Origin of the sequence: Rhizobium leguminosarum, assembly GCF_002953715.1 — a bacterium.
Classification (GTDB): Bacteria; Pseudomonadota; Alphaproteobacteria; order Rhizobiales; family Rhizobiaceae; genus Rhizobium; species Rhizobium leguminosarum_V.
Genome location: NZ_CP025012.1, coordinates 4058095 through 4081581, shown reverse-complemented (window position 1 = coordinate 4081581; position 23487 = coordinate 4058095). Strand labels below are relative to the sequence as shown.

The 23487-nt window shown below is 62.0% G+C and carries 21 protein-coding genes and 5 pseudogenes; 8 read left to right on the top strand and 18 right to left on the bottom strand.

The annotated features are described in order from the left end of the window. Positions 1-49 precede the first annotated feature (49 nt). From CUJ84_RS20285 to ftsE, 3 genes are all read right to left on the bottom strand, one after another. Positions 50-757 (bottom strand): YdcF family protein, encoded by a 708-nt coding sequence (locus tag CUJ84_RS20285; protein ID WP_105007517.1) that lies wholly within the window; start codon positions 755-757, stop codon positions 50-52. 73 nt (positions 758-830) lie between these two features. After that, complete coding sequence (locus tag CUJ84_RS20280; RefSeq protein ID WP_105007516.1) at positions 831-1844, bottom strand: cell division protein FtsX; 1014 nt, start codon at positions 1842-1844, stop codon at positions 831-833. Next, positions 1837-2496 carry a cell division ATP-binding protein FtsE gene (ftsE, locus tag CUJ84_RS20275; RefSeq protein WP_003543317.1) on the bottom strand — a complete coding sequence of 220 codons (660 nt, stop codon included), beginning with the start codon at positions 2494-2496 and terminating at the stop codon, positions 1837-1839. The genes CUJ84_RS20280 and ftsE overlap by 8 nt, the downstream gene beginning before the upstream one ends. 205 nt (positions 2497-2701) lie before the next feature. Here ftsE and CUJ84_RS20270 point away from each other — a divergent pair, with 205 nt between their 5' ends. From CUJ84_RS20270 to CUJ84_RS20260, 3 genes are all read left to right on the top strand, one after another. Further along, positions 2702-3355 carry a hypothetical protein gene (locus CUJ84_RS20270; RefSeq protein ID WP_105008255.1) on the top strand — a complete coding sequence of 218 codons (654 nt, stop codon included), beginning with the start codon at positions 2702-2704 and terminating at the stop codon, positions 3353-3355. Positions 3356-3487: 132 nt separating this feature from the next. Further along, on the top strand, positions 3488-4030 hold the full coding sequence (gene hpt / locus CUJ84_RS20265) for a hypoxanthine phosphoribosyltransferase (RefSeq protein ID WP_003567049.1): 543 nt from the start codon (positions 3488-3490) through the stop codon (positions 4028-4030). A 219-nt stretch (positions 4031-4249) separates the two neighbouring features. Then, positions 4250-4609 carry a response regulator gene (locus CUJ84_RS20260; protein WP_003543311.1) on the top strand — a complete coding sequence of 120 codons (360 nt, stop codon included), beginning with the start codon at positions 4250-4252 and terminating at the stop codon, positions 4607-4609. A 144-nt stretch (positions 4610-4753) separates the two neighbouring features. On the opposite strand, the gene CUJ84_RS20255 is transcribed toward CUJ84_RS20260, so the two are convergent. The 4 genes and pseudogenes from CUJ84_RS20255 to argH form a co-directional block, all read right to left on the bottom strand. Continuing rightward, a complete protein-coding gene (locus tag CUJ84_RS20255) occupies positions 4754-7408 on the bottom strand; it encodes a TIGR02302 family protein (protein WP_105007515.1) in 2655 nt (884 codons plus the stop codon). A 165-nt stretch (positions 7409-7573) separates the two neighbouring features. Beyond that, entirely contained in the window at positions 7574-8842 is a 1269-nt protein-coding gene (gene lysA / locus CUJ84_RS20250) for a diaminopimelate decarboxylase (RefSeq protein ID WP_105007514.1), read from the bottom strand. Positions 8843-8853: 11 nt separating this feature from the next. Beyond that, positions 8854-9066: an LPS translocon maturation chaperone LptM gene (lptM, locus tag CUJ84_RS20245; RefSeq protein WP_017995323.1), complete on the bottom strand. Its 213-nt coding sequence runs from the start codon at positions 9064-9066 to the stop codon at positions 8854-8856. A gap of 135 nt (positions 9067-9201) precedes the next feature. Next, positions 9202-10603, bottom strand: a pseudogene (argH, locus tag CUJ84_RS20240) (argininosuccinate lyase). 40 nt (positions 10604-10643) lie between these two features. On the opposite strand from argH, the pseudogene tlpA reads away from it, so the two are divergent. Then, positions 10644-11303 (top strand): annotated as a pseudogene (tlpA, locus tag CUJ84_RS20235) (thiol:disulfide interchange protein TlpA). A gap of 12 nt (positions 11304-11315) precedes the next feature. Here the strand turns inward: tlpA and CUJ84_RS20230 are convergent. The 7 genes and pseudogenes from CUJ84_RS20230 to CUJ84_RS20195 all read right to left on the bottom strand — a co-directional run bounded on the left by CUJ84_RS20230 (position 11316) and on the right by CUJ84_RS20195 (position 16705). Continuing rightward, positions 11316-12195: pseudogene (locus CUJ84_RS20230) on the bottom strand (3-hydroxybutyryl-CoA dehydrogenase). A gap of 148 nt (positions 12196-12343) precedes the next feature. Further along, a pseudogene (locus CUJ84_RS20225) lies at positions 12344-13270 on the bottom strand (electron transfer flavoprotein subunit alpha/FixB family protein). Positions 13271-13295: 25 nt separating this feature from the next. After that, positions 13296-14044, bottom strand: a pseudogene (locus CUJ84_RS20220) (electron transfer flavoprotein subunit beta/FixA family protein). 186 nt (positions 14045-14230) lie between these two features. After that, a complete protein-coding gene (locus CUJ84_RS20210; protein ID WP_105007512.1) occupies positions 14231-15016 on the bottom strand; it encodes a rhomboid family intramembrane serine protease in 786 nt (261 codons plus the stop codon). Between the two features lie 33 nt (positions 15017-15049). Beyond that, the gene (locus tag CUJ84_RS20205; protein WP_105007511.1) at positions 15050-15628 is read right to left on the bottom strand and encodes a cob(I)yrinic acid a,c-diamide adenosyltransferase; all 579 of its coding nucleotides are present in this window, start codon (positions 15626-15628) and stop codon (positions 15050-15052) included. A 21-nt stretch (positions 15629-15649) separates the two neighbouring features. Then, on the bottom strand, positions 15650-15853 hold the full coding sequence (locus CUJ84_RS20200; RefSeq protein ID WP_018243774.1) for a twin transmembrane helix small protein: 204 nt from the start codon (positions 15851-15853) through the stop codon (positions 15650-15652). Positions 15854-15871: 18 nt separating this feature from the next. Then, positions 15872-16705 carry an SDR family oxidoreductase gene (locus CUJ84_RS20195; protein ID WP_105007510.1) on the bottom strand — a complete coding sequence of 278 codons (834 nt, stop codon included), beginning with the start codon at positions 16703-16705 and terminating at the stop codon, positions 15872-15874. A gap of 76 nt (positions 16706-16781) precedes the next feature. Between CUJ84_RS20195 and CUJ84_RS20190 the strand changes: the two genes are divergently transcribed. Next, positions 16782-17705: a YihY/virulence factor BrkB family protein gene (locus CUJ84_RS20190; protein ID WP_027682666.1), complete on the top strand. Its 924-nt coding sequence runs from the start codon at positions 16782-16784 to the stop codon at positions 17703-17705. On the opposite strand, the gene gluQRS is transcribed toward CUJ84_RS20190, so the two are convergent. Further along, positions 17670-18551 (bottom strand): tRNA glutamyl-Q(34) synthetase GluQRS, encoded by an 882-nt coding sequence (gene gluQRS, locus CUJ84_RS20185; RefSeq protein WP_105007509.1) that lies wholly within the window; start codon positions 18549-18551, stop codon positions 17670-17672. The two genes, CUJ84_RS20190 and gluQRS, sit on opposite strands and share 36 nt — an antisense overlap. Here gluQRS and CUJ84_RS20180 point away from each other — a divergent pair. Together CUJ84_RS20180 and CUJ84_RS20175 are read left to right on the top strand one after the other, a co-directional pair. Beyond that, a complete protein-coding gene (locus CUJ84_RS20180; protein WP_105007508.1) occupies positions 18550-19242 on the top strand; it encodes a DNA-3-methyladenine glycosylase family protein in 693 nt (230 codons plus the stop codon). The two genes, gluQRS and CUJ84_RS20180, sit on opposite strands and share 2 nt — an antisense overlap. Before the next feature lie 111 nt (positions 19243-19353). Then, the gene (locus tag CUJ84_RS20175; protein ID WP_011653702.1) at positions 19354-19911 is read left to right on the top strand and encodes an HNH endonuclease; all 558 of its coding nucleotides are present in this window, start codon (positions 19354-19356) and stop codon (positions 19909-19911) included. A 74-nt stretch (positions 19912-19985) separates the two neighbouring features. On the opposite strand, the gene CUJ84_RS20170 is transcribed toward CUJ84_RS20175, so the two are convergent. After that, positions 19986-20504, bottom strand: a complete 519-nt coding sequence (locus CUJ84_RS20170) for a disulfide bond formation protein B (protein ID WP_105007507.1) — start codon at positions 20502-20504, stop codon at positions 19986-19988. Positions 20505-20526: 22 nt separating this feature from the next. Further along, entirely contained in the window at positions 20527-21123 is a 597-nt protein-coding gene (locus tag CUJ84_RS20165; protein WP_105007506.1) for a YqaA family protein, read from the bottom strand. Between the two features lie 202 nt (positions 21124-21325). Between CUJ84_RS20165 and CUJ84_RS20160 the strand changes: the two genes are divergently transcribed. Next, the gene (locus CUJ84_RS20160; protein ID WP_105007505.1) at positions 21326-21610 is read left to right on the top strand and encodes a hypothetical protein; all 285 of its coding nucleotides are present in this window, start codon (positions 21326-21328) and stop codon (positions 21608-21610) included. A 47-nt stretch (positions 21611-21657) separates the two neighbouring features. On the opposite strand, the gene CUJ84_RS20155 is transcribed toward CUJ84_RS20160, so the two are convergent. Continuing rightward, entirely contained in the window at positions 21658-23406 is a 1749-nt protein-coding gene (locus tag CUJ84_RS20155; RefSeq protein ID WP_105007504.1) for a cation:proton antiporter, read from the bottom strand. Positions 23407-23487: the final 81 nt, after the last annotated feature.

Here is a 23487-nt window from a genome sequence, read left to right as displayed (position 1 = left end):
ATTATGCGCAACGTTCAAGGCGATGGAGCGTCCTATCCGACGCGCGGCTCTATTGCTGGCCGGACGCATTTGCCGAGCGCAGCCCGGTGTGGCGGCCGAAGCCGGTGATGTTGCGGGCGCCGGCCAGCAGCACTTTCGCATATTCGGCAAGCATGACGCGCATCGCATTTGGGTCGGTGAACCAGTTGCTGCTCTTCAAATCCGAATTGACCACGGGATAAGCGATGAACTCGATGTCGGGATCGACATAGGAGAGTTCGGCGAGGCTTCGCGGCATGTGGTAATTGTTGGTGACGATCAGAACGCTCCGGTATCCCTTGGCGTGGATCCAGTTCGAAGCTTCCTCAGCATTGCCGATCGTGTCGATCGCATCGTAGCCGATATCGACACAGCACGAGAAGAGATCGGCCGAACCCTGCGTCATCTTGCGGATCTGTGCCGGCGTCGTCGTCGGGTGGACGCCGGAGATGAGCAAGCGCCTGCCGGCACCCTTCTGCAACAGCTCCACGGCCTGGTCGATGCGCTGGTAGCCGCCCGTCAGTACCACGATCGCATCCGCTTTCGGCTCGGCCGGCGGCCTCAGTGTCGTCACCGAATCGGCAAAACGCAGAAAACCGCCGAACACCAGGGCGATTACCAGCAAGCAGCCAAAGCCGCCCCAGCGCAGCAGGCGGCGGATCGGCCCACGCCGCGGCAGACCTACCGGGCGATCAAGCTCCGGGTCCTGATGAATCGGGTTGGGTGTCGTATCTCCCATGGTCATGAATCGTGATTATACGCTGATTGCGGCGCAGAACAGACGCTTTCATGGCAAAACGGCACGGTCACGATCAAGTTCCGATGCCATCGGTGCGTGTCGGGTCCGAGCGTAGCGTATCGATTTCGTAGATCGTCCGCATGACGGTCAGCCGCGCGGTGAAGGTGGTGAGGAGCGCGATGACGATCATCGTCGCGAAGATGCCGGCATAACCGAGCACGCCGACGGAGAAGGTGCCGAAGAGCGCGGTGGCCTGGTCCGTTTCCGGGGTGGCGAGGGTGCGGCTCTGCCAGAAACCGGCGGTGGCGAAGAAGAGAGCGGCAAGCGCGCTGCCGATCGCCGAGCCCTTGAGGCTGATCTTCAGGAAATGCTTCTGGAATTCGGTGGCGACGAAGGAGCTTTCGGCGCCGACGAAATGCAGCACTTCGACGACGTGACGATTGCCCGACAGCGCGCCGCGCGTAGCGAAGACGACGGTGAGCACCATCGCCGTGAAAACCAGCAGCAGGATGCCGGTGCCGATCATCACAGTCGTGTGCGCCATGGACACCAGCCGGTCGACCCAGGTGCGGTGATCGTCGAGGGTGGCCTGCGGGATACTGTCCTTGAGCAGGGCCCGCATCGAATCGAAATCCGGCGGATTGCTCTCGTCGATGGTGATGATGACCAGGCGGGGAACGGGCAGATCCTTGAGATCGAGACCGGGGCCGAGCCAGGGTTCGAGCAGGCGAGCGGTCGCCGCCTCGTCGACGATCTGGCCGCTCTTGGTGCCGACGAAGGTCAGCGCCAGGTCGCGCGCCTGGGTCAGTGCCTTCTCCATGTCGAGATTGTCGTCCGGCTTGATCTGAATGGTGATCTCGCGGGAGATCTGGCTCTCCCAGCTTGCCGCCGTCGAGCGCACCATGCTGACGCCGCCGAGCGTCAGGCAGGCGAGAAAGGCCATGATGGATATCACCACCATCAACGCACTGCCCTGGATGTTGGAAGGCGGCAGGATCGGCGCGGTCGGACGCACGCGCAATTCCGGCCGCTTCTGCTGGATCTTGGCAGACGCCTTCTCGGGGGTTCTGGACGGGGGCTCAGTCATAGATATCGAGATGCCCCTCTGAGAGGATCATGCGGCGGGCTTCCACCTGTTCCATCAGCGCCAGGTCATGGGTGGCGATCACGACAGCCGTGCCGAGGCGGTTCAGCTCGAGGAAAAGATTGAGCAGGCGCTTGGCCATCGGCGGATCGACATTGCCTGTGGGTTCGTCGGCCAGCAGCACTTCCGGCCGGTCCATCAGCGCCCGGGCGATTGCGGCGCGCTGCTTCTCGCCGCCGGAGAGCACGGGCGGCAGCACATTGATGCGTTCGCCAAGGCCGACCCATTTCAAGAGCTCCAGGACGTCGGTCTTGTAGGAGCTCTCATCCTTGCCACGTACCCGTAAGGGCAAAGCGACATTCTCGTAGGTCGTGAGATGGTCGAGGAGGCGGAAATCCTGGAAGACAATGCCGACGCGGCGGCGCAGAAGCGGCAGTTCGGGGCGGGGGATTTCGGAAATGTCGCGCCCGAACATGCGGATCAGGCCGCGTGTCGGCTGCAGCGACATGAAAAGCATCCGCAGCAGCGACGTCTTGCCGGCGCCCGATGGGCCGGTCAGGAACTGAAAGGATTTCTTCGGAATGTCGAAGGTCAGGTCCCGGAGGATTTCCGGGCCCATGCCATAGCGCAAACCGACATTCTCGAAGTGGATCAACGGGCAGCTCAGTCTGTTGTGGGTTTCACCGCACGACTTGTTAACCAACACCGTTAACAGCCGGTAAATTTTGCTGGAAAGACGCCCGTCTGATGGCGATCTTTGCGAAGCATTAACCATTAAAATTTACGACTGAGCAGGATTCGTTTCAATGCCAGATTTTTCCTGGCAACGAAACCATGTGGACATCTGCGAGGCAGCCACCATGGAAGCATCCTCCTTCAGTCGCCGGACGCCGGGCCAGGCCTATGATTTCCTGCCGCCGGAACCCGCCAACCGCCAGTACCGCTCGGCGCGTCCTGCCGATATCTCCGACGCCGAATTCGTTACCCTCGGCAAAGTGCGGCCCAGGGAATTCAGTGCAAGGACTTATAACGACAACCGCAAGCGCATGGCTGCCGCACAGGCCGCACAGCCGCCGCTCATGCCGGCGATGGCTGCTTCCGTTCTGCGGACGGTGGAATCCTGGCTGCAGCGCGCGTCGATGCGGAGCTTCGCAGCGCTGGTGCTGGCGCTCGTCGTTCTCGTCTTCGGGCTCGCGGGTGGTTTTTCCGGCCTTTCCGGCGAGCGAGCCACTTCCGGAGCGCCGCTGCATTTCACCCATGTAACGGTGACGCCGCGTGATGCGAACGGCATGCGCGTGCTCGTTATCAACGGCATCATCGAAAACGAGAGCGGCACGACGCAGACGGTGCATCCGATCCGTGCCGATCTGGTGACCGACGAGCGGCTGACCGCAAGCATCGTCATCAACCCGCCGGCGGATGTGATCTATAGCGGCCAGAGCCGGGGCTTCTCGGCTCGCGTCCAGCATGCCGGCGGAAAAATGCCGGAGGTCCGGCTTTCCTTCCTGCCATAGATGTAACGGGACATGGAATGGCCGACTTTCGCGCACAGGTCGCCCAATCCCGTTAATTTCATGATCGGCGAGGCTGTTTCAGGCTCGCATATGTGCTAACGGCTTACCCTTCTTTTCATGGAGCAAGTCCTTATGCCTGTCGTGCGCGGAAAAAACATCGAGCCGCTCTTCACCGCCGAGCAGATCGCCGAGCGCAATCATTCGATGGCGCGGGAGATCGCCAATGGCCCGACCAAGGACCTGCTCGTCATCGCCGTGCTCAAGGGCTCCTTCATCTTCGCCGCCGACCTGATCCGCGCCCTGCATGATAGCGGGCTTGCCCCGGAGGTCGAGTTCATCACGCTGTCGAGCTACGGCATCGGCACGGTTTCTCAGGGCGTGCGCATCGTCAAGGATATCGACAGCGACGTGCATGGCCGCGACGTCCTGCTGATCGACGATATTCTCGAATCCGGCCGGACGCTGCTGTTTGCCAAGGAACTGCTCTTCGAGCGCGGTGCGCGCAACGTCACGATCGCCGTGCTGCTCGACAAGCGCGTCAAGCGCAAGGAAAAGCTGGAGGCTGATTATGTCGGCTTCGAATGCCCCGACTATTTTGTCGTCGGCTACGGCATGGATGTCGCCTACGCCTTTCGCGAACTGCCCTTCGTTGGCGTGGTGACCGGGGACGCCTGAGCGACTGCATAAGTCCTTAAATTCAATTCGATTTAAGGATTAGATTGTCTAGCGGTTCAAAGTGTCACAGCGTCCTTTGCGCGTCTGAAGACGCGCGGGCGCTGTACTGCCGTTCGAGACGGGTTGTTAACCATCTCGTCCATCGCTTCCTCATCTTTACCGATCGAAAAGGAAAGTCTGGTGATTTCCGTCGCGGGGCTGATACGGAGCGATGCACATATGGCAAGAATTCTGATTACGGAAGACGAGGACTCCCTGCGGTCCTTCGTGGCCCGGGCCCTGCGGCTTGATGGCCACGAGACCGATGAGGCGGCCGATGGGGCCGAGGGCTTGGAGAAGCTCAAAGACGGGGTCTACGATCTGCTGCTTTCAGATATCCGCATGCCCGTGATGGACGGGATTGAACTCGCCCATCAGGCAAAAGACGCCTTTCCTGGTTTGAAAATCCTGCTGATGACCGGCTATGCCGAACAACGCGAACGGGCTGACGATCTTGCCGAAAAGATCATCGATGTCGTCGCCAAGCCATTCGCGCTTCCCGATATCCGCAAGGCAGTCGCCCGAGCGCTTGTCGCTTAGAGCATGATGCCGAGAGGTGTGAGCGGTCGTCGGACGACATGGTGCTCACCGTCCTTTATTGAAATTGGATTTAGATCTTAGGCCGATCCGGCCTAAAATCATTCTGTTAGAGCGACTGCGATCCATTGTGCGGTGGCGTAGGATCTACTGGATGTCCAGCAGCCGCTCGAGATAGCGCCGTTCCATTTCCTGCGGCGGATTGTTGCCGAGCTTCTCGCGGATCGCGTCAAGGATTTCTCGCGCCCGCTGAACGTCGATTTCGTCAGGCACCTTCACGCTGTTGTCGCCGAAATCCGGCCCTTGGGGCCGGCGCGGCCGGCCGAGCGGGTCGCGGCCATTCTGGTCGCCTTGGCCCACCTGGCCGTTCGGACCTTGACCCTGCTGGCCCTGTTGCGCCTGCATCATCTGGTTCATCATGTCGCGGGCGCCCTGGCGAAGCGCTTCCAGCGCGCGGCCCTGGCCCTCGACGGCGGGTTGGCCGCGGCCCTGGCCGAGTTCACGGCCGGCGCCTTCCATTTCGCGCTGCGCCTGGCCAAAGCCGGGGCCAGGCTTCATGCCCATCTCGCCGAGGCTCTTCTGCAAGTCGCCGAGTTGCTTGCCGAGCGCATCCTGCTGGGCGCGCAGCTGTTTCAGCGCCTCGCGCAGCTGCTCGGCCGTCATCTGGTCGGAGGGCTGCTGGCCTTCCTTGCCTTGCTGGCCCGGCTGCTGATCCTGCGGCTCGCCGTTCTCTCCGGGGTTCATCTCGTCGAGCAGCGGATCGTTCTCGCCCATGTCGGGCTCGCCGCGCTGCATGCGGTCCCTGAGCTGCTGGTCGAGCCGGAAGGTCTGCTCCATCAGCTTCTGTTGGTCGCGCAGGATCTCGCCGAGCTTGTCGATCTGCTTGCGGGCCTCGCTGTTTTCCTGGCTCTGCTGGCCGCGCTGCGGACGGCCCGCCTGCAGGTTGTTCATCATCCGCTGCAATTCCGACAGCATCTGCTGGGCGGCGTCACGATTGCCGGAGCGGGCGAGATTCTCGATCTGGTCCATCATCCGTTCCAGATCCTGCTGACGCAGGATATTTTGCGCGCTCTGGTTCGGCTGCATCGGCGCGTTCTGCATGCGTTGGGCAAGCTCGGTCATATAGTCCTGCATCGCCTTACGCAGCTCGTCCATGAGCTTCTTGATCTCCGCGTCCGGAGCGTTGCGGTCCAACGCGTCGGCGAGGTTCTGCTGGGCCTCGCGCAGCTTGCGCTCGGCCAGCGAAAGATCTCCATCCTCCATGCCGAGGGCGATCTCCCATAGATATTGGGCCGTATCCTTCAGCGCATCCTCGCCCTTTGCGAGCTTCATGCGCGCCAAGGCGGATTCGAGCAGCAGGTAGTTGGTGAGCTTGGGGATCGTCTCCTCGGGACGGATGGTCAGTGCCTCGTTCAGGGCGATTGCCTGCGGCATCTTGCGCGTATCGAGCGCGAAAACCTGCCGCTCCTCGGCAACGGCCGCGGCAAGCGGCTCGTTGAAGGGCCGCGACGGCAGCACCATCTCATGCGGCGGGCTGCGGCCGGTCTGGCCGGCGGCATCCTTGGCGACGAGCGTGATGCGCACGCGCTTGCCGGCAAGCGGATGTTCGGTCAGGTTCCGGCTGGTCACGCCCTTGGCGTCGCGGGCGTTGCGGCGTGGAATATCCAGCCGGTATTCCGGCAGCGGATAGAGCGGCGTTGCCGTCGGATCGGTGTCGACGGGAGCGATCTCCGCATGCGCCTCCTGGACCCCGTAATCGTCCTTGACGGTGAAACCGATTTCAAGCGCGCCATTGACGCTGGGCTTCGGCAGGCCGTCGAAGGCAATCTCCGGCGCCTTGTCGGGGAGCACGTCGAAGCTCCAGCGCCGACCGTTGACCTCGAGTGCACCGTTCTCCTGGAGCTTCATCATATGCGTCTGCGCGACGAGAGCCTGGCTGGCGGGTGCTGCCGTCGGCTGCTCGCTGCCTGATGCCGCCGTCTGCTGCGGCTTGGTATCCGCCTGCACGGCGATATCCTGTGCCTCGCCGTTCGCCTTGCGGAACACGACTTTTTCGGCCGTCTTTCCGCCGCTGACCCGCACGGTAAGGCCCGAAAACTGCGGAATGCCGATCGGCGCCTGCTCGCTGCCGTCAGCCGTCAGATAGATCGGGGCGCGGCCGGTATAGGAAGGTGGCGTCACCCAGGCGTCGATGCGCACCGCTGGATCGCTGACCACTTGCTCGGGTGCTGCCTGCAACGCGTCGCGGATCGAGCCGCCGTTGATCGACAGCGAATAACCGAAGGCCGTGACGAGCAGCAGCGCCGGGACGGCGCGCAACGCAAAACGGTCATGCGCGGCGATATCAGGCCGTGGAAGTCCGGCATCGAGTGCTGCGATCTTTTCGGCCATGCGCGTCTGGTGCTCGCGCCAGAGCGCTCGGCCGAAGGGCGTATCGAAGGCCGGCTCGTCTTCCTGGACGGTGACCGGCTGGTGCGACAGGCCGTTGCGCTCCTCCAGCATGCGGTCGGCTTCTGCGACCCTCGGCCAGCGCAGGGCGCGGAAGGGGAGGAGCGAGACGAGAAAAGCGGCAGCAAAGGCGATGAGCAGCAGGATGCGCAGCCAGTCCGGCACGCTGCGGAAGAGGCCGAACCAGGAGGCAGAGAGATAAAAGGCAATGACGGACAGTACCGGCATCAAAGGCGGCAGCAGCTGCTCGAAAAAGAGCACGATGCGCGCCAGCAGGCGTTTCGTCGTCACCAGCCGGGCAAGCGAGGGACGGAACGCAAATGCACCTTTCTTCTGCCGCGAGGGGCTTGTCATCGGTCCGGTCTCCGCGATCTGGCGTTCTGGAACAGAGGGCGCTTCCGGCGATTGCAGGGCAATACGCTCATGAACGAAAGGATAACACTCTTTGTGGCGAAGGCGAGGGCGAGCGGCCGGTATTACCGGCTTTTCACGTTTATTCGCCAAAAAGTGATGGCTAGTTCAGTCGAGCCAGGCCGGAACGGAGTCGAGGCTGATCAGTTCGGCATAGGTTCTACGCGGTCGAATCGCGTGGAAATCGCTACCCTTGACCAGAACTTCGGGCACCAGCAGGCGGCTGTTATAGGTGCCGGCCTGGACCGCGCCGTAGGCGCCGGCGGTGCTGACGGCCATCAGGTCGCCGGGCTTCGGCATCGCCATCTCGCGGTCGAGCGCCAGATAGTCGCCGGTCTCGCAGACGGGGCCGACGACATCGGCGCGGATGCGCGGCGCGTTGGCCGCCGAAATCGTTACCGGCCGAATCTCGTGATAGGCCTCGTAGAGCGTCGGGCGGATGAGATCGTTCATCGCGCCGTCGACGATGACGAAGGTCTTTTCGCCGCCATCTTTCACATAGAGGACCTCGGTCACGAGGATGCCGGCATTGCCGACGATCAGGCGGCCGGGCTCGGTGATGATCTTGCAGTTTAAGCCGCGCAGCTGGTTCTTGACGATTGCGGCATAGGCCTCCGGCAGCGGCGGCGGATTGTTGTCGTCCTTGTAGGGGATGCCGAGGCCGCCGCCGATATCGACGTGGTGGATGGTGTGGCCATCGGCGCGGAGCGTCGCGACAAGGTCGTGCAGCAGTTTGAAGGCGTCGTCGAAGGGCTGCAATTCGGTGATCTGGCTGCCGATATGCATGTCGATGCCGGTGACCTCGATGCCCGGCAGCCTGGCGGCATGGGCATAGATGGCGCGGGCGCGCTCCCAGGAGATGCCGAACTTGTTTTCCTTCTTGCCGGTCGAGATCTTGGAATGCGTCTTTGCATCGACATCAGGGTTGATGCGGAAGGAGACCGGCGCTTTCTTGCCCGCGCTGACGGCGCGCTGGTTGAGGATCTCGAGTTCAGGCTCGGATTCGACGTTGAAACAGTAAATGCCGGCTTCGAGGGCGAAATCCATCTCGGACGGCGTCTTGCCGACACCTGAGAACATGATGCGGTTTGCCGGAATATCGGCGGCAAGCGCGCGGCGCAGCTCTCCCTCCGAGACGACATCGATGCCGGCGCCGAGGCGGCCCAGCGTCTTCAGCACCGCCTGGTTCGAATTCGCCTTCATCGCATAGCAGACCATAGAGTCCATGTCGGCGAAGGCTTCGGAAAAGACGCGGTAATGGCGCTCCAGCGTCGCGGTGGAGTAGACGTAAAAAGGGGTGCCGACCGCCTTGGCGATCTCGGGAACGGGGACGTTCTCGGCATGAAGGACGCCGTCGCGGTACTCGAAATGGTTCACGGGCTTATGCCTTAAAGAAGGGGATCGAGAAGGAAGGGCTTGTCGACGGTTCCCGGCCGTTTCGTCGGCTTGGACACGTCGCCTTCCTTGGTTGCCGCAGCGCTCGGCGGATCGAGGTCGCCCTTGCGCCCGCATCCGGCAACGGCAAGGCCGATGACGGCGAGAACGGCCGTCAGGCGGACGAGGTGCGGCAAGCTCTTCATGGATATCCTCTTCTGCGGCATGTGACGGACATCATTCATATCGGATGATGGAGATCTTCATAGCGAAGTTTATCTGCCTTGTGCACCCTGATTGTTGGCGGTCTTTGCGCGCCCAGCAGGAAGGGCGCGGCGGCTTTTCGCCACGCCTGGTATCTCTTAGTTGCGGGCGCGCCAGAAGGCGATCTGCCTGCGCACTTCGGACGGCGCGGTGCCGCCGAAGCTCTTGCGGCTGGCGACCGAGGCCTCGACGGTCAGCACGTCGTAGACCTTGTCGGTGATGTCGGGATGGATCGCTTGCAGATCGGAAAGCGGCAGTTCGGCAAGGTCGCAGCCCTGCTTTCGGCGAGTGCTACGGCGCGGCCGGTCACGTGATGCGCATCGCGGAAGGGGAGGCCTGCTTCGCGCACCAGCCAGTCGGCAAGATCGGTCGCCGTCGAATAGCCGGAGCCGGCCGCCGCCTTCATGCGCGCGGTGTTGACGGTCATGTCGCGCACCATGCCGGTCATGGCAGCGATTGCCAGTTCCAGGCTCTCGGCTGCGTCGAAGACCTGTTCCTTGTCTTCCTGCATGTCCTTGGAATAGGCGAGCGGCAGACCCTTCATGATTGTCAGCAGCGCCACCAGCGAGCCGTTGATGCGGCCGGTCTTGGCGCGCACCAGTTCGGCGGCATCCGGATTCTTCTTCTGCGGCATGATCGACGAGCCGGTCGAGAAGGCGTCGGAGAGACGCACGAAACCGAATTGCGGGGTCGACCAAATGACGATCTCTTCAGCCAGACGCGACAGGTGCATGCCCGCAATCGCTGCGATCGACAGGAATTCGATGGCGAAATCGCGGTCGGAGACCGTATCGATGGAGTTGCGGGTCGGCTCGCGGAAACCGAGCGCCTTGGCCGTCATGTGGCGGTCGATCGGATAGCCGGTGCCGGCGAGCGCCGCGGCGCCGATCGGGCTTTCATCCAGATGCTCGATGGCGTGGCGCACGCGCGAGCGGTCGCGGCCGAACATTTCGACATAGGCCATGCAGTGATGGCCGAAGGTAACGGGCTGGGCGGTCTGCAGATGGGTGAAGCCCGGCATGACGCTTTCGGCATGTTCTTCGGCGCGGTCGAGGAAAGCCGCGATCAGGCCGGTCAGCATCTGCTCGGTCTTCTGCAGCTCTTCTTTTACCCAGAGACGGAAGTCGAGCGCCACCTGATCATTACGCGAGCGGGCGGTGTGCAGGCGGCCGGCGGCCGGTCCGATCAGCGTCGCCAGGCGTGCCTCGACATTCATATGGATGTCTTCGAGCTGACGCGAGAATTCGAAATTGCCGCTTTCGATTTCTGACAGGATCGTGTTTAGCCCGTGAACGATCTTGTCCTTATCCTCGGCGGAAATGATCCCTGATGGGCGAGCATCGTCGCATGGGCAATCGAACCGCGAATATCCTGCGCGAATAGCTTCTTGTCGAAACCGATCGAGGCATTTATCTCCTCCATGATCGCGTCCGGGCCGGAGGCGAAGCGACCGCCCCACATCTGGTTGGAGGATTTGGTGTCCGTGGTGTCGTCGGCCATGAAGGTGTCCGCCTTGAGGATGCATGTCCAGGAGAATGAAATGACGACAAGAAAACCCCTTGGGCTGCCATCCCTGAAATGGATCGCGATGGCCGCCGTTGCGGGTGTCGTTGCCGGTGCGGCAGCGGTATACGTGAAGGAGACGGGGATTGGCAATGGCGGCGGCGAAACGGCGTCGGCCGAATGCAAGCTTGCCAGGATCGCGTCGCCAGCCTCACACCGCTGATGAAAGGGCAGGTGGCCGCCATGGTCGCCGCCTATGAGCCACGGAAACTGACCGCAGTCTCCTTCAACGGGCCGGATGGCAAGCCGCTGACGCTCGATCATTTCGCCGGCAAGACCGTGCTTCTCAATCTCTGGGCCACGTGGTGCGTCCCCTGCCGCGAGGAGATGCCGGCGCTGAACGCGCTTGAGAAAGAGATGGGCAGCGACAGGTTCCAGGTGGTGCCGGTCAATATCGACACCGGCGACGACGAGAAGCCGAAGGCCTTCCTTACGGAGATCGGTGTTGATGCGCTGCAGCTCTATCGCGACAATACGATTGCGGTGTTCAACAGCCTGAAAAAGAGGGCCTCGCCATGGGGCTGCCGGTGACACTGCTGATCGACGACAAAGGATGCCTGATTTCGGCGATGAACGGGCCGGCTGCCTGGGACAGCGAGGATGCCAGGCTTTGATCAAGGGCGCGATCGGGTCGTAGAGCCGCGAGCGTTTAACGCGTTGGGACCGGCACTTCACCGCGATAGTCATAGAAGCCACGGCCGGACTTGCGTCCGAGCCAGCCGGCTTCGACATATTTTACCAGCAGCGGGCAGGGACGATATTTCGAATCCGCCAGGCCGTCATGCAGCACCTGCATGATCGAGAGGCAGGTGTCGAGGCCGATGAAATCGGCAAGCTGCAGCGGTCCCATCGGATGGTTGGCGCCGAGCTTCATCGCCGTATCGATGGCGTCGACCGTGCCGACGCCCTCATAGAGCGTGTAAATCGCTTCGTTGATCATCGGCAGCAGAATGCGGTTGACGATGAAGGCCGGGAAATCCTCGGCGACGGTGATGGTCTTTTCCAGCGTTCCGACGAATTCCTTGGCGGCGGAAAAGGTCTTCTCGTCGGTCGCGATGCCGCGCACCAGCTCGACCAGCTTCATCACCGGCACCGGGTTCATGAAATGTATGCCCATGAAGCGCTCGGGGCGGTCGGTGGCGGCAGCAAGCCGGGTGATGGACAGGGAAGAGGTGTTGGTGGCAGCAGTGCTTCCGGCTTGAGGACCGGACAGACCTGCGTATAGATCTTGCGCTTGACCGTTTCATCCTCGGTGGCTGCCTCGATAACGAGATCGGAGGGGCGAGATCATTGACATCGGACGAGCCTGTGATGAGCGATAAGGTCGACTTGCGCTCCTCTTCGGTCATCTTGCCGTTCGTCACCAGGCGGGCCAGGTTGCCGTTGATGGTGGCAAGGCCAGATTCGATGCGGTCCTGCGAGAGATCGTAGATGTGAACCCTGTAACCTGCGGCGGCCGAAACATGCGCGATGCCGCAGCCCATCTGACCGGCACCGATAATACCAATATTCTTCAACACCGCATTCATCTCCAAACCCCCGCACGGCATTCGCCCCCGCGCCGCCGCATTTTTTCTAGAATACTGCCGGACGAAGGATCGCCCGGCAGCAGTAGTAGCCCGATAAAAGATAATTTTCCAGTCATTCGCAAGTGCGAAAGAAAAGCATTTGGCGCGGTCAGAGCGCCTTTTGCAATTCCGGCAGGGCGTCGAAGAGATCGGCGACCAATCCGTAGTCGGCGACCTGGAAGATCGGCGCCTCCTCGTCCTTGTTGATGGCGACGATGACCTTCGAATCCTTCATGCCGGCCAGATGCTGGATGGCGCCTGAAATGCCGCAGGCAATATAGAGCTGCGGCGCCACCACCTTGCCGGTCTGGCCGACCTGCCAGTCGTTCGGCGCATAGCCGGCATCGACGGCGGCTCTGGATGCACCGACGGCAGCCCCGAGCTTGTCGGCAAGCGGCAGGATGACCTCCTGAACTTTTCCGCCGAGCCGAGCGCCCGGCCACCGGAGATGATGATCTTCGCCGACGTCAGCTCCGGACGGTCGGAGGCCGACAGAGCGTCTCTGACGAAGGTCGACAGCCCCGGATCGGAAACCGCCGGAATTGCTTCGACGGTCGCCGAACCACCTCCGGTGCGGAGGCGAAGGATGCGGTGCGCACGGTGATCACCTTTTGGCATCGCTCGCCTGCACCGTCTGGATGGCATTGCCGGCATAGATCGGCCGTTTGAAGGTGTCGGACGAGATCACCTCGATGATCTCCGAGACCTGGGCGACATCGAGAAGAGCGGCCACCCGCGGCAGCACGTTCTTGCCGACCGAGGTGGCAGCCGAGATGATCGTGTCGTAGCTGCCCGCCAGCGAGACGATCAGGTCGGCCAGCGGCTCGGCCAGATTGTTGGCGAGTTCGTCGCTTTCGGCCAGCAGCACCTTGGAGACGCCGGCAAGCTTGGCGGCGGCATCGGCAGCAGGCTTGGCAGCCTTGCCGGCAACGAGAATATGGATATCGCCGCCGATCTTGGCTGCTGCCGTCAGCGCCTTGGCGGTCTGGTCGGACAGGCTTGCATTGTCGTGGTCAGCCAGAAGAAGAATGGTCATGATGATGGCTCCTGTTCCAAGCTGATTACAGCACGCCGGCTTCGTTTTTGAGCTTGTCGATGAGTTCGGCGACCGACTTGACTTGACGCCGGCCTTGCGGCCGGACGGCTCCTCGGTCTTCAAGACTTTGAGGCGCGGCGTGGTGGAGATGCCGAAATCGGCCGGGCTCTTCTTGTCGAGCGGCTTCTTCTTCGCCTTCATGATATTCGGCAACGAGGCATAGCGCGGTTCGTTCAGACGCAGATCGGTGGTGACGACCGCCGGCAGCTTGATCTCGATCGTCTGCAGGCCGCCATCGACTTCGCGGGTGACCTGAGCCTTGCCATCACCGATCTCGATCTTCGAGGCGAAGGTCGCTTGGGGCATCCCAAGCAGCGCCGCCAGCATCTGGCCGGTCTGGTTGCTGTCGTCGTCGATCGCCTGCTTGCCGACGATGATCAGTCCCGGCTGTTCGGCATCGGCGACAGCCTTGAGGATCTTGGCAACCGTGAGCGGCTCGATTTGATCGTCGGTCTCGACCAGGATCGCCCGGTCGGCGCCCATGGCGAGTGCGGTGCGCAGCGTCTCCTCGGCTTTGGCCGGGCCGATCGAGACGACCACCACTTCCTCGCACTTGCCGGCTTCCTTCAGCCGCAGCGCCTCTTCCACCGAGATCTCGTCGAACGGGTTCATCGACATCTTCACATTGGCAAGCTCGACACCCGTGCCATCCGGCTTCACCCGGATCTTCACGTTGTAGTCGACAACCCGTTTGACTGGGACGAGTATCTTCATGGGGTCCTTCCTTCAGGAGAAACTGGCTTCAGAGACTTTTTTTGAAAATGCGCGCTTGGGCGCCGCTCCGATTGTCGAATGGCGACATGGATACGCGTTTTTCCTCCAAATTCAACGCTTGCATGACGCCGGCAGGCAATTTGCCTCGGCAATATATGGACGTTTACGTTCACGTCAATATTGTCGTCAGCGGCGGCCCCAAGGAAATCGCTGTGCCGTCCGCCCGTCCGTGCCGGCTGCGATGGCCGGGCCGGCGCCCGGGTCGTTTCTGACGGCGCGGGGCGTGACGATCTGCCGGTCGAAGAGCGGCACGCCAGGCCGGCGCAACATGAGGATCAGAAAAGCCCCGGCCAGGATGCCGCCGACATGCGCGCCCCAGGAAACGTCGCCGTCAGGTGCGATCGCCAGCATGAAAAACTGCTGCCCGATCCACAGAAGCAGCGGCACGAAGGCCGGCAGGGGCAACGGCACACGGAAAAACACCAGGACCCAGACCCGGACGCGCGGATGCAGCATGACATAGGCGGCAACGACGCCGGAGACCGCCCCCGATGCGCCGACCAGCGGCGCTTCCGAGGTCATGGTCAGCAGGCCGTGGCAAAGCGCACCGCCGGCGGCGCAAACGAGATAGAAAATCAGGAAGCGCAGATGTCCCATCGCATCCTCGACATTGTCGCCGAAGACCCAGAGGAAGATCATGTTGCCGGCCAGATGCCAGAAGCCGGTGTGGACGAAGGCATAGGTGAGGTAGGTCAGCGGTTCCGGCACGATTTCGAGTCCCTGCGCCAGCATCGCATGGCCGAAGGCAATCGCCGGGATGTAGCCGAGCCCGACAGTCGTCGCCTGGGCTGCCTGTTCGCTCTCCAGGCTGGTCAACAGCCAGACCGCGATATTCAGCGCGATCAGTGCGAGCGTCACCCACTGAACCTTGATATGTTTCAGCGTATTGGCATCGTGAAGTGGTATGAACATAAAGGCCCCCCGGCGATCGTGAACGCGGCAAGCCTATCTGTTTTTTCCCGGAACCCAAAGTACATCCGCATGGCCCTGGTCATTTGCATGACGCGCGGCGACGAAGAGGAAATCGGAGAGGCGGTTGACGTATTTCATCGCTGGCTCGCCGACGATTTCGCCTTGGGTGCGGGCAAGTGCCACCATCAAACGCTCGGCGCGCCGCGCAATCGTGCGGGCAAGATGCAGATGTGCGGCAGCCGGGCTGCCAGCTGGCAGGATGAAGGATTTCAGCGGCTCGAGATCGGCGTTCAGCTGGTCGATATCGTGCTCGATGCGGTCGACCTGCGTCTCGGCGATCCGCAGCGGCTCGTAGGCCGGTGCCTCACCGGTGTCAGGGGTGGCGAGATCGGCGCCGAGATCGAAGAGATCGTTCTGGATCAACATCAGCATGGCGTCGAGTTCAGGCAAGCCGGCCGTGTGCAGCCGCGCCAGGCCGATCGCGGAATTGGCCTCATCGATCGTGCCGTAGGCCTCGACGCGCAGATCGTCTTTTAGCCGGCGCGGGCCGGAAACCAGCCCGGTCGTGCCGTCATCGCCTGTTTTCGTGTAGATCTTGTTGAGCTTGACCATGGTTTCCCCCTTGAAGTCCGGTCAGGTCGGGCGGCCACCGCCGGTCAGCCAGAGCGTCAGCATGATCAGGACGACGGCGATCGCCTGCAACAGGACACGAAGCTGCATCAGCTTGTTGGAACGGTTGGCATCGCCGCCCTTCATCATGTTGAAGAGACCACGGATCAGGACGAGGGCGACGACGCCCATGACGATGATCGCGAGGATATAGGTGACTGTGGACATGGCGTTCAGCTTTCTCAGTCAGTCCGTCCAGCGCATCAGGCGGTAGAAGAGGTCTGCCGGAAGCAGCCGCTTCAGGAACATGCCCTGCTTAGCCGGAGTCGTTACAGGATAATGTGGCCTCGGATTTTTCGAGTTCAATGCGTGTTTCAATACGGAATAGACCGCTTCCGGGCCGAGTTTATGGCGGCTGACCGGCCCCGATCCGTCGAGCCTTGCCAGTTGACTGATATAGTCGCCCGCGTGCGGCGAATTCTCGAGGTCGACATGCTCCTTGATCTTGGCGAGCGCATTGGCGGTGAACCGCGTGGCGATCGGTCCCGGCTCGATCAGGCTGACATGGATGCCACTGCCCTGCAGCTCCATGCGCAGGGTGATGCTGAGACCTTCGAGCGCGAATTTGGAAGCGGTGTAGGCGCCGCGATAGCGATAGGGGACGATGCCGAGGATCGACGAGCATTGAACGATCCTCCCCGCGCCGCGTTTGCGCATCGGCGGAATGACCTGTCGCGTCAGCTCGTGCCAGCCGAAGAAATTCGCCTCGAACTGCGCGCGCAGCGTTGCCGTCGACAGATCCTCGACGGCGCCCGGTTGGCCGTAGGCGCCGTTGTTGAAGAGCGCGTCGATACGACCGCCGCTGCGTTCCAGAACCGCGCCGACCAGGTCGGAAATCGTCTCGGTCCTGGCATAGTCCATCAGGAAGGCTTCGATGCCTTCCGCTTCCAACCCCTTGAGATCGTCCGGCTTGCGCACCGTCGCGAAGACACGCCAGCCATCGGCTTTCAGCGCCCGTGCGCAATGAGCGCCGATACCGGACGAACATCCGGTCACGACGATGGTACGCTCTCCCGCCATGGAATGATTCCTGTACAAAATGGGACTCGTTTCCCATATTCGGCCAGAGGATACAATCTGGAAAGCCGGAGACGGAATGCTGAAGGTGCTACGCACGATCTACGACGTGGTCTATGACGCCATCTGTCACATGGTCGAGGACGACGGCTTCGCCATGGCAAGTCACGTAGCGTTGTCGAGCCTGCTTGCGGTTTTTCCCTTCCTGATCTTCGGCACGGCGCTTGCAAACTTCCTCGGCGCCGATCAGTTTTCCTCGACCGCCATCCACCTGATCTTCGACACCTGGCCCGAGGCGATCGCCAAGCCGCTCGCCGACCAGGTGCTGCAGGTGCTGACCATTCCACGTGGCGGGCTGCTGACGATCTCGGTGCTGGCGGCCGCCTATTTCGCCTCGAACGGTGTCGAGGCGCTGCGCATCTCGCTCAACCGCGCCTACCGGGTGCAGGAAACGCGCCCCTGGTATTTCACGCGTCTCGCCAGCCTGGGCTACGTGCTGATCGCAGTCATCATCTTCGCGGCAATCAGCATCCTGCTCGTCGCCCTGCCGCTGGCACTCGATTATGCCAGGAAGTGGTTTCCGCTGTTTGCCGATACGCTCGACATCGTCTTCAGCTGGCGCATCTACGGCACGCTGGTGGTTCTGACGGTCGGACTGCTGGTCATGCATCTCTGGCTGCCAGCCGGCAAGCGGCGGGTCTTCGACGTCATTCCCGGCGTCTTGCTGACGCTGCTTCTCTGGCTCGCCGGCGCGCTGATCTTTGCCTATTACCTGGTGACCTTCGCCAACTATACGGCAACCTATGCCGGTCTCGCCTCTGTCATGATCGTGCTGATCTTCCTCTACATGGTCGGCGTGATCTTCATCATCGGCGCAGAGATCAATGCGGCGCTGATCAAGTTCCGCGTCTTCCGGATGTTCTCCCACACGCTTTCGATCGTCGGCAGAGAGCGTGTCGAAAGGCAATCAGAGCCCGACAAGGCGGCGAATATCCGCCCCTGACATGCCCCGGGCACGCAATTCGCCAAGCCCGCTGTCGCCTCGGCTCTTCGAAAGCTTGCGGCCCTCGGCGTCGAGAATGAGACGATGATGGTGATAGACCGGCTGCGGCAGGCCGAGCAGCACCTGCAACAGCCGGTGCACCGATGTTGCGTGGAAGAGGTCGAGCCCACGCACGACGTGGGTGACGCCCTGCAGCGCATCGTCGATGACCACGGACAGATGATAGCTCGATGGCGCATCCGAGCGCGACAGGATGACATCGCCCCAGACGTCGGGCTCGGCGGCAATCTCGCCTGTCCTGCCGTCGCCGGTTTCCGTCCAGAACAGCAGCTCGCCGATAAGGTCGAGCGCTTTGCGCATATCGAGCCGCCAGGCATGTTTCTTCCCCGAGGTCAGCATGTCCCGCCATTCGTCTGCCGGACGCTCGCGATCAATTGCGGGATAATGCGGAGTGCCGTCGGGATCGCGCGGCCAGGGTTCACCCGCCGCCTCGTAGGCGGCGATGCGCGCCCTCACCTCGCCGCGCGTCAGAAAGGCCGGATAGACCAGCCCGCGTTCGATCAGCGTGTGCAGCGCCGCCTGATATTCGGCGAAATGTTCCGACTGGCGCCGCACCGGGCTTTCCCAACTGATATCAAGCCATTCGAGATCCCTATGGATGCCGGCCTCGAACTCAGGCGTGCAGCGCGCCTGGTCGATATCCTCGATGCGCAGCAGCAGGCGGCCTTGTTCGGCCTCCGCCATGTCGCGGTTCAGCAGGGCCGAGAGGGCATGTCCAAGATGCAGCGGTCCGTTGGGGCTCGGCGCAAAACGAAAAACGGGTTTTTGACGCTCACTCGTGGTCATGCTTTCTTCTGCCATGGATTCGGTTTTTGAACCACTGCGAGGCAAAGTGCAGATCATCCGCAACGACGACGATGTCAGGCAGGGGCTCGAAGCGCTGCTTCGCCTCGATCCGCGCCTTGCGCCTGTAGTCGCCGAAGCCGGACCCGTCCCGCTCAGGCTGCGTGAGCCAGGTTTTGCTGGCCTTGCCCATATCATCGTCTCGCAGATGGTGTCGCGCGCCAGTGCGGATGCGATCTGGCGGCGCATGCTGCCGGCGGACGGTCTCTTGACTGCCGAAGGTTACGTGCTGCTTCATTCCGAGGCCTGGCGGGAATTCGGCCTGTCGCGCGCCAAGGCCGAGACCCTGTCGCGGATCGCCGTAGCGGTCGCCTCCGGCCGCCTCGATCTCTCCGGACTCTGCATGAAGCCGCCGGGCGAGGCGCTTGGCGAACTGACGGCGTTGAAGGGTGTCGGGCCGTGGACGGCTGAGGTCTATCTGATGTTTTGCGGCGGCCATGCCGATGTTTTCCCGGCCGGCGATGTCGCGCTGCAGAATGCCGTGGGGGCAGCATTCGGTCTTGCAGCACGGCCGCGGGCGAAGGCGCTTGCTGAGCTTTCGGAAGTCTGGTCGCCATGGCGCTCGGTGGCAGCACGGCTTTTCTGGGCCTACTACGCCACGAAGATGCGCCGTGACATGGTGCCGATCGGCTGATCGGCAACACTCTTCAAATTGCCTTTATCCTCTGAATTTATTGGACTTCACAATCCTGTAACAACCGGCCTAATATACAGGTGCAGATGCCGAATCGATCAGGAGAGTCCCTTGACGATTGCAGTCTCCCCACAGGCCCTGCCGGCGCTCGTCCTGAACGCTGACTACCGGCCGCTGAGTTATTACCCCTTGTCGTTGTGGTCCTGGCAGGACGCGATCAAGGCGGTATTTCTCGACCGTGTGAACATCATTGCAGAATATGAACATTCGGTTTCTTCGCCGAGCTTTTCGATGCGTCTTCCGAGTGTCGTGTGCCTGAAGACTTACGTTCAGCCGTCCCGCAATCCCGCTTTCACCCGGTTCAACGTCTTCCTGCGTGACCGGTTCGAGTGCCAGTATTGCGGCGCCCATGACGACCTGACCTTCGACCACGTCACCCCGCGTGCCCATGGCGGCGAGACCACCTGGGAAAATGTCGTCGCAGCCTGCTCGCCCTGCAATCTGCGCAAGGGCAGCAAGCTTCCGAAGCAGGCAGGCATGTTCCCGGCGCAGAAGCCCTATCAGCCGACGGTGCAGGATCTGCACAATAACGGCCGGCTGTTCCCGCCGAACTATCTGCATGAAAGCTGGCTCGACTATCTCTACTGGGATACCGAACTGCAGCCCTGATCGAACGACCTACGCGCTGCGTGTCCTTTCAGCCGCGCAAAGGACGCTGCAGCGCTTTGAATTGCTGGATAATTTTACGAGGCCGCCTTGCGAACGCCGACAAAGGCGAAGGCCGCGAGCAGGATTCCGGCAATCACATTCCAGCCTGCAAAAGACAGGCCGAGCACGCGTAGCGCCGCATCGGTGCAAGACGGGCCCTTGATGGTGTTGAGCTCACCGAGCAGATCGCCGGCATTGGTGGTCATGCTGCTTGCCGTCGTCGAGCAAGTGGCCGGGCCGGGCCAGAAGTGCCATTCGACGCCGGCGTGATAAACACCCATGCCTGCCGTCACCAGCATCAGCATGCCGGCCGCGAGAATGAGCGCCCGGGTGATCCAGTTCGGCAGGCCGATGAGCTCGGAGATGGCTGCCAGGATCGCGATCGGGATGGCGTAATAATAGGGCTGGCGCTGCAACAGGCAGAGCGCGCAGGGGATATAACCGCCGATATACTGGAAGCCGAGCGCGGTGCCGACCGCCGCCGCCATGCCGATGGCGAGCAACAGGGAATAGATAAAGCCGGGGCGGGCGAGCGGCGAGGAAGTGGCAGTCATGGCGGAACTCCGCGAAATTGGCTCAGTGGGCAAGCAGTTTATAAGCGATTCCGAGTGTGATGAGGACGCCGGCACCGATGCCGACGATCTGACCAAGGCGCTTCTCGACGAAGTGGCGGATCGGCTCGCCATATCGACGAAGCAGCCACGCCAAAAGCAGGAACCGAGCACCGCGAGCAATGATGGCTGAGATAACGAAGAAGCCGAGATTCATGCCAATGACGCCAGCCATAATGGTCACGACCTTAATCGGCGGAAGATGCGCTAAGCCGGAAGTCACCAGCAACAGTAACAGGATTTCCCATTCGCCGTGAATTGCGCTTCGCAATTGCTCGAATTCATCGAGTTTGTTGTAGAACTCAAGAACTGGTCTGGCGATTGCGTCATAGGCGTAATAGCCGAGCGCCCAGCCGGCGATGCCGCCGAGCACGGAGGCGACGGTTGCAATCAGCGCATAGCGATAGGAGCGTTCCGGCTTGGCAAGCGCCATCGGCAGGAAGAGCACATCGGCGGGGACGAGAAAGACCGAGCTTTCGACGAAGGCGATGACGGCGAGCCAGACTTCGGCCGATTTGCGCGAGGCCAAAGACATGGTCCAGTCGTAAAGTCTGCGGAGCATTCCGTTTCCTTCCTGTTGCGGTGCAAAAAGCTTTAGGGGCCGTGCGCGGCGCTGTAAATGCTCGCCCGTGTCCTTCCTGCCACCGCCGTCCAAAAATTTTCGTGATGCGGGGTGGTGGCGCCTCTCCCAAGATTTCACGGGATTGCGAATCGGCCATTCTGCGGCAAGCTAGTTTGGGGTCGACGTGCAGGGTGGTAAGAGAATGTTCAAAGTGATTGAAGGCGGCCGTGGGCAGGCCGCGCAAATGGATGACTGGTCCGAAGAGCGGCGCAGTCCAAGCAAAGACGATGTGCGCCGCGAGGCTGCGCGACGGATCAGCGAGAGCGGGTATCATCTGTCCCGCATCCGGGAATTCGCGACCGGCGTGCCAATGCTGGCGTCTCTTAAATACTTGTCGCTGCAGATCGATTTCGCAGCCGAGACATTGTTGCGGCTCGACCCGATCCCGGAGGATTTCCGCTCCGATGGCTATTGGCCGGCGGGCTGAAGCCATCACGGTAGCGCGATTGCCGCTGAAATGCGGTGATATTTGCGTCAGGACAGGTCCATCGACTTTTCCCATTGCTGACGCAGGACGTTCATTTCCGTCCGCTTCTGGGCCATTTCGCTAACGGCGGCGCGCAGATGTGGATGGTGCGACATGAACATGTTGAAGTCGCGCCGTTCGAGCACCTCGAACTGGCAGAAGTCGACGGCGATGACGTCGGCTGTCCGCCGCCCGCCGGTCAGTAGCGCCATTTCCCCGAAAAAGGCTCCCGGTTCCAGTCGGATCGCGCCACTGGCGAGCCGCACTTCCACCGCGCCCGAGGAGATGAAATACATGCTATCACCCCGGTCGCCGCGGCGGATGACGCGTTCGCCGGGCGGCGCGGACTTCGCCTTGAAGAGCAGCAGCAGCTCCTCCTGCGCGTCCTCGTCGACCTCGGAGAACAGCGGGAACGTCTCGATCAGCTGCTGCATCTTGAGTTGATGCTGGCGCTCGCGCTCTTCGCCGAGCGCCCTGATCTTTTCCAGTTCTTTGCCGAGCGCCTTCTGCCTGCTCCTGCCGTAGCTTTCCCAGACGGCGGGCCATTTCGAATGGATGTATTTCTTCAGACCGTCGGTCGCGAAGATTACGATTGGGTTGAGCGTGATCGACAGGATTGCGGCAGCCAGGATCAGATCCTGGCCCTCATGCGGCAGGAGCCCGAGTGAGACGCCGAGGCCGGCGAGGATGAAGGAGAACTCGCCGATCTGGGCAAGGCCGCCGGCCAGCGTCAGCCCCATGCTGATCGGATATCTGAGCAGGATGACGATGAGGAAGGTGATGATGCCTTTGCCGAGGATGACGAGCGCCAGCGCGCCGATCACGGCCAGCGGCTGGCGCACCAGGATCGAGGGATCGAAGAGCATGCCGACGGAGACGAAGAACAGCACGGAGAAGGCATTCTGCAACGGCAGCGAGTCGGCCGCCGCCCTGTGGCTGAGCTGGGATTCGCTCATGACAACGCCGGCGAAAAATGCGCCGAGCGCAAAGGAGACGCCGAAGATCGCCGCCGAACCGAAGGCGATGCCGAGTGCGATCGCCAACACCGTCAGCGTAAAGAGTTCGCGCGAGCCGGTGCGGGCGATCATCGTCAGCAGCCAGGGCACAATACGAGGGCCGAGGAAGATCGCCATGGCGGCGAAAGCCGCCACCTTCAGCAGCGTCAGGCCGATGGTCAGCACCAGCGGCAGGTCGCCGAGGCCGTGATTGGTCGTATCGCTGGCGTTACCACCCAGAAGCTCTGCCAGCGCCGGCAGCAGCACCAGCGCCAGCACCATTACCAGATCCTCGACGATCAGCCAGCCGACGGCGACGCGTCCGCTGGCCGCGTTGACGAGATTGCGCTCCTCCAGCGCCTTCAAGAGCACGACCGTGCTCGCCACCGACAGGCTGAGGCCGAGGACGATGCCGGCGCCGAGGCTCCAGCCCCAGAGTTTGCATAGGCCGATGCCCAACAGGGTGGCGAGGATGATCCGCCCGATTGCGCCAGGCACGGCGATGCCGCGCACGGCGAGCAGGTCGGAGGCGGAAAAATGCAGGCCGACGCCGAACATCAGCAGAATGACGCCCATTTCGGCGAGCTGGCCGGCAAGGGCGGTATCGGCGACGAAGCCCGGCGTGAACGGCCCCATCAGGATGCCCGCCATCAAATAACCGACGAGTGGCGGCAGCCGAAGCCGGTCGGCGGCATAGCCCAGGATCGCTGCGAAAACGAAACTGACGGCGACCGTTGCGATAAGTCCTACTTCCTGATGCACGTCCGCCCTCTCTTGTGATAGCGGCGGCCACTTTGGACGAAGCGCAAGCAAAATTAAACAGTTGATTTGGATGACCGGCTA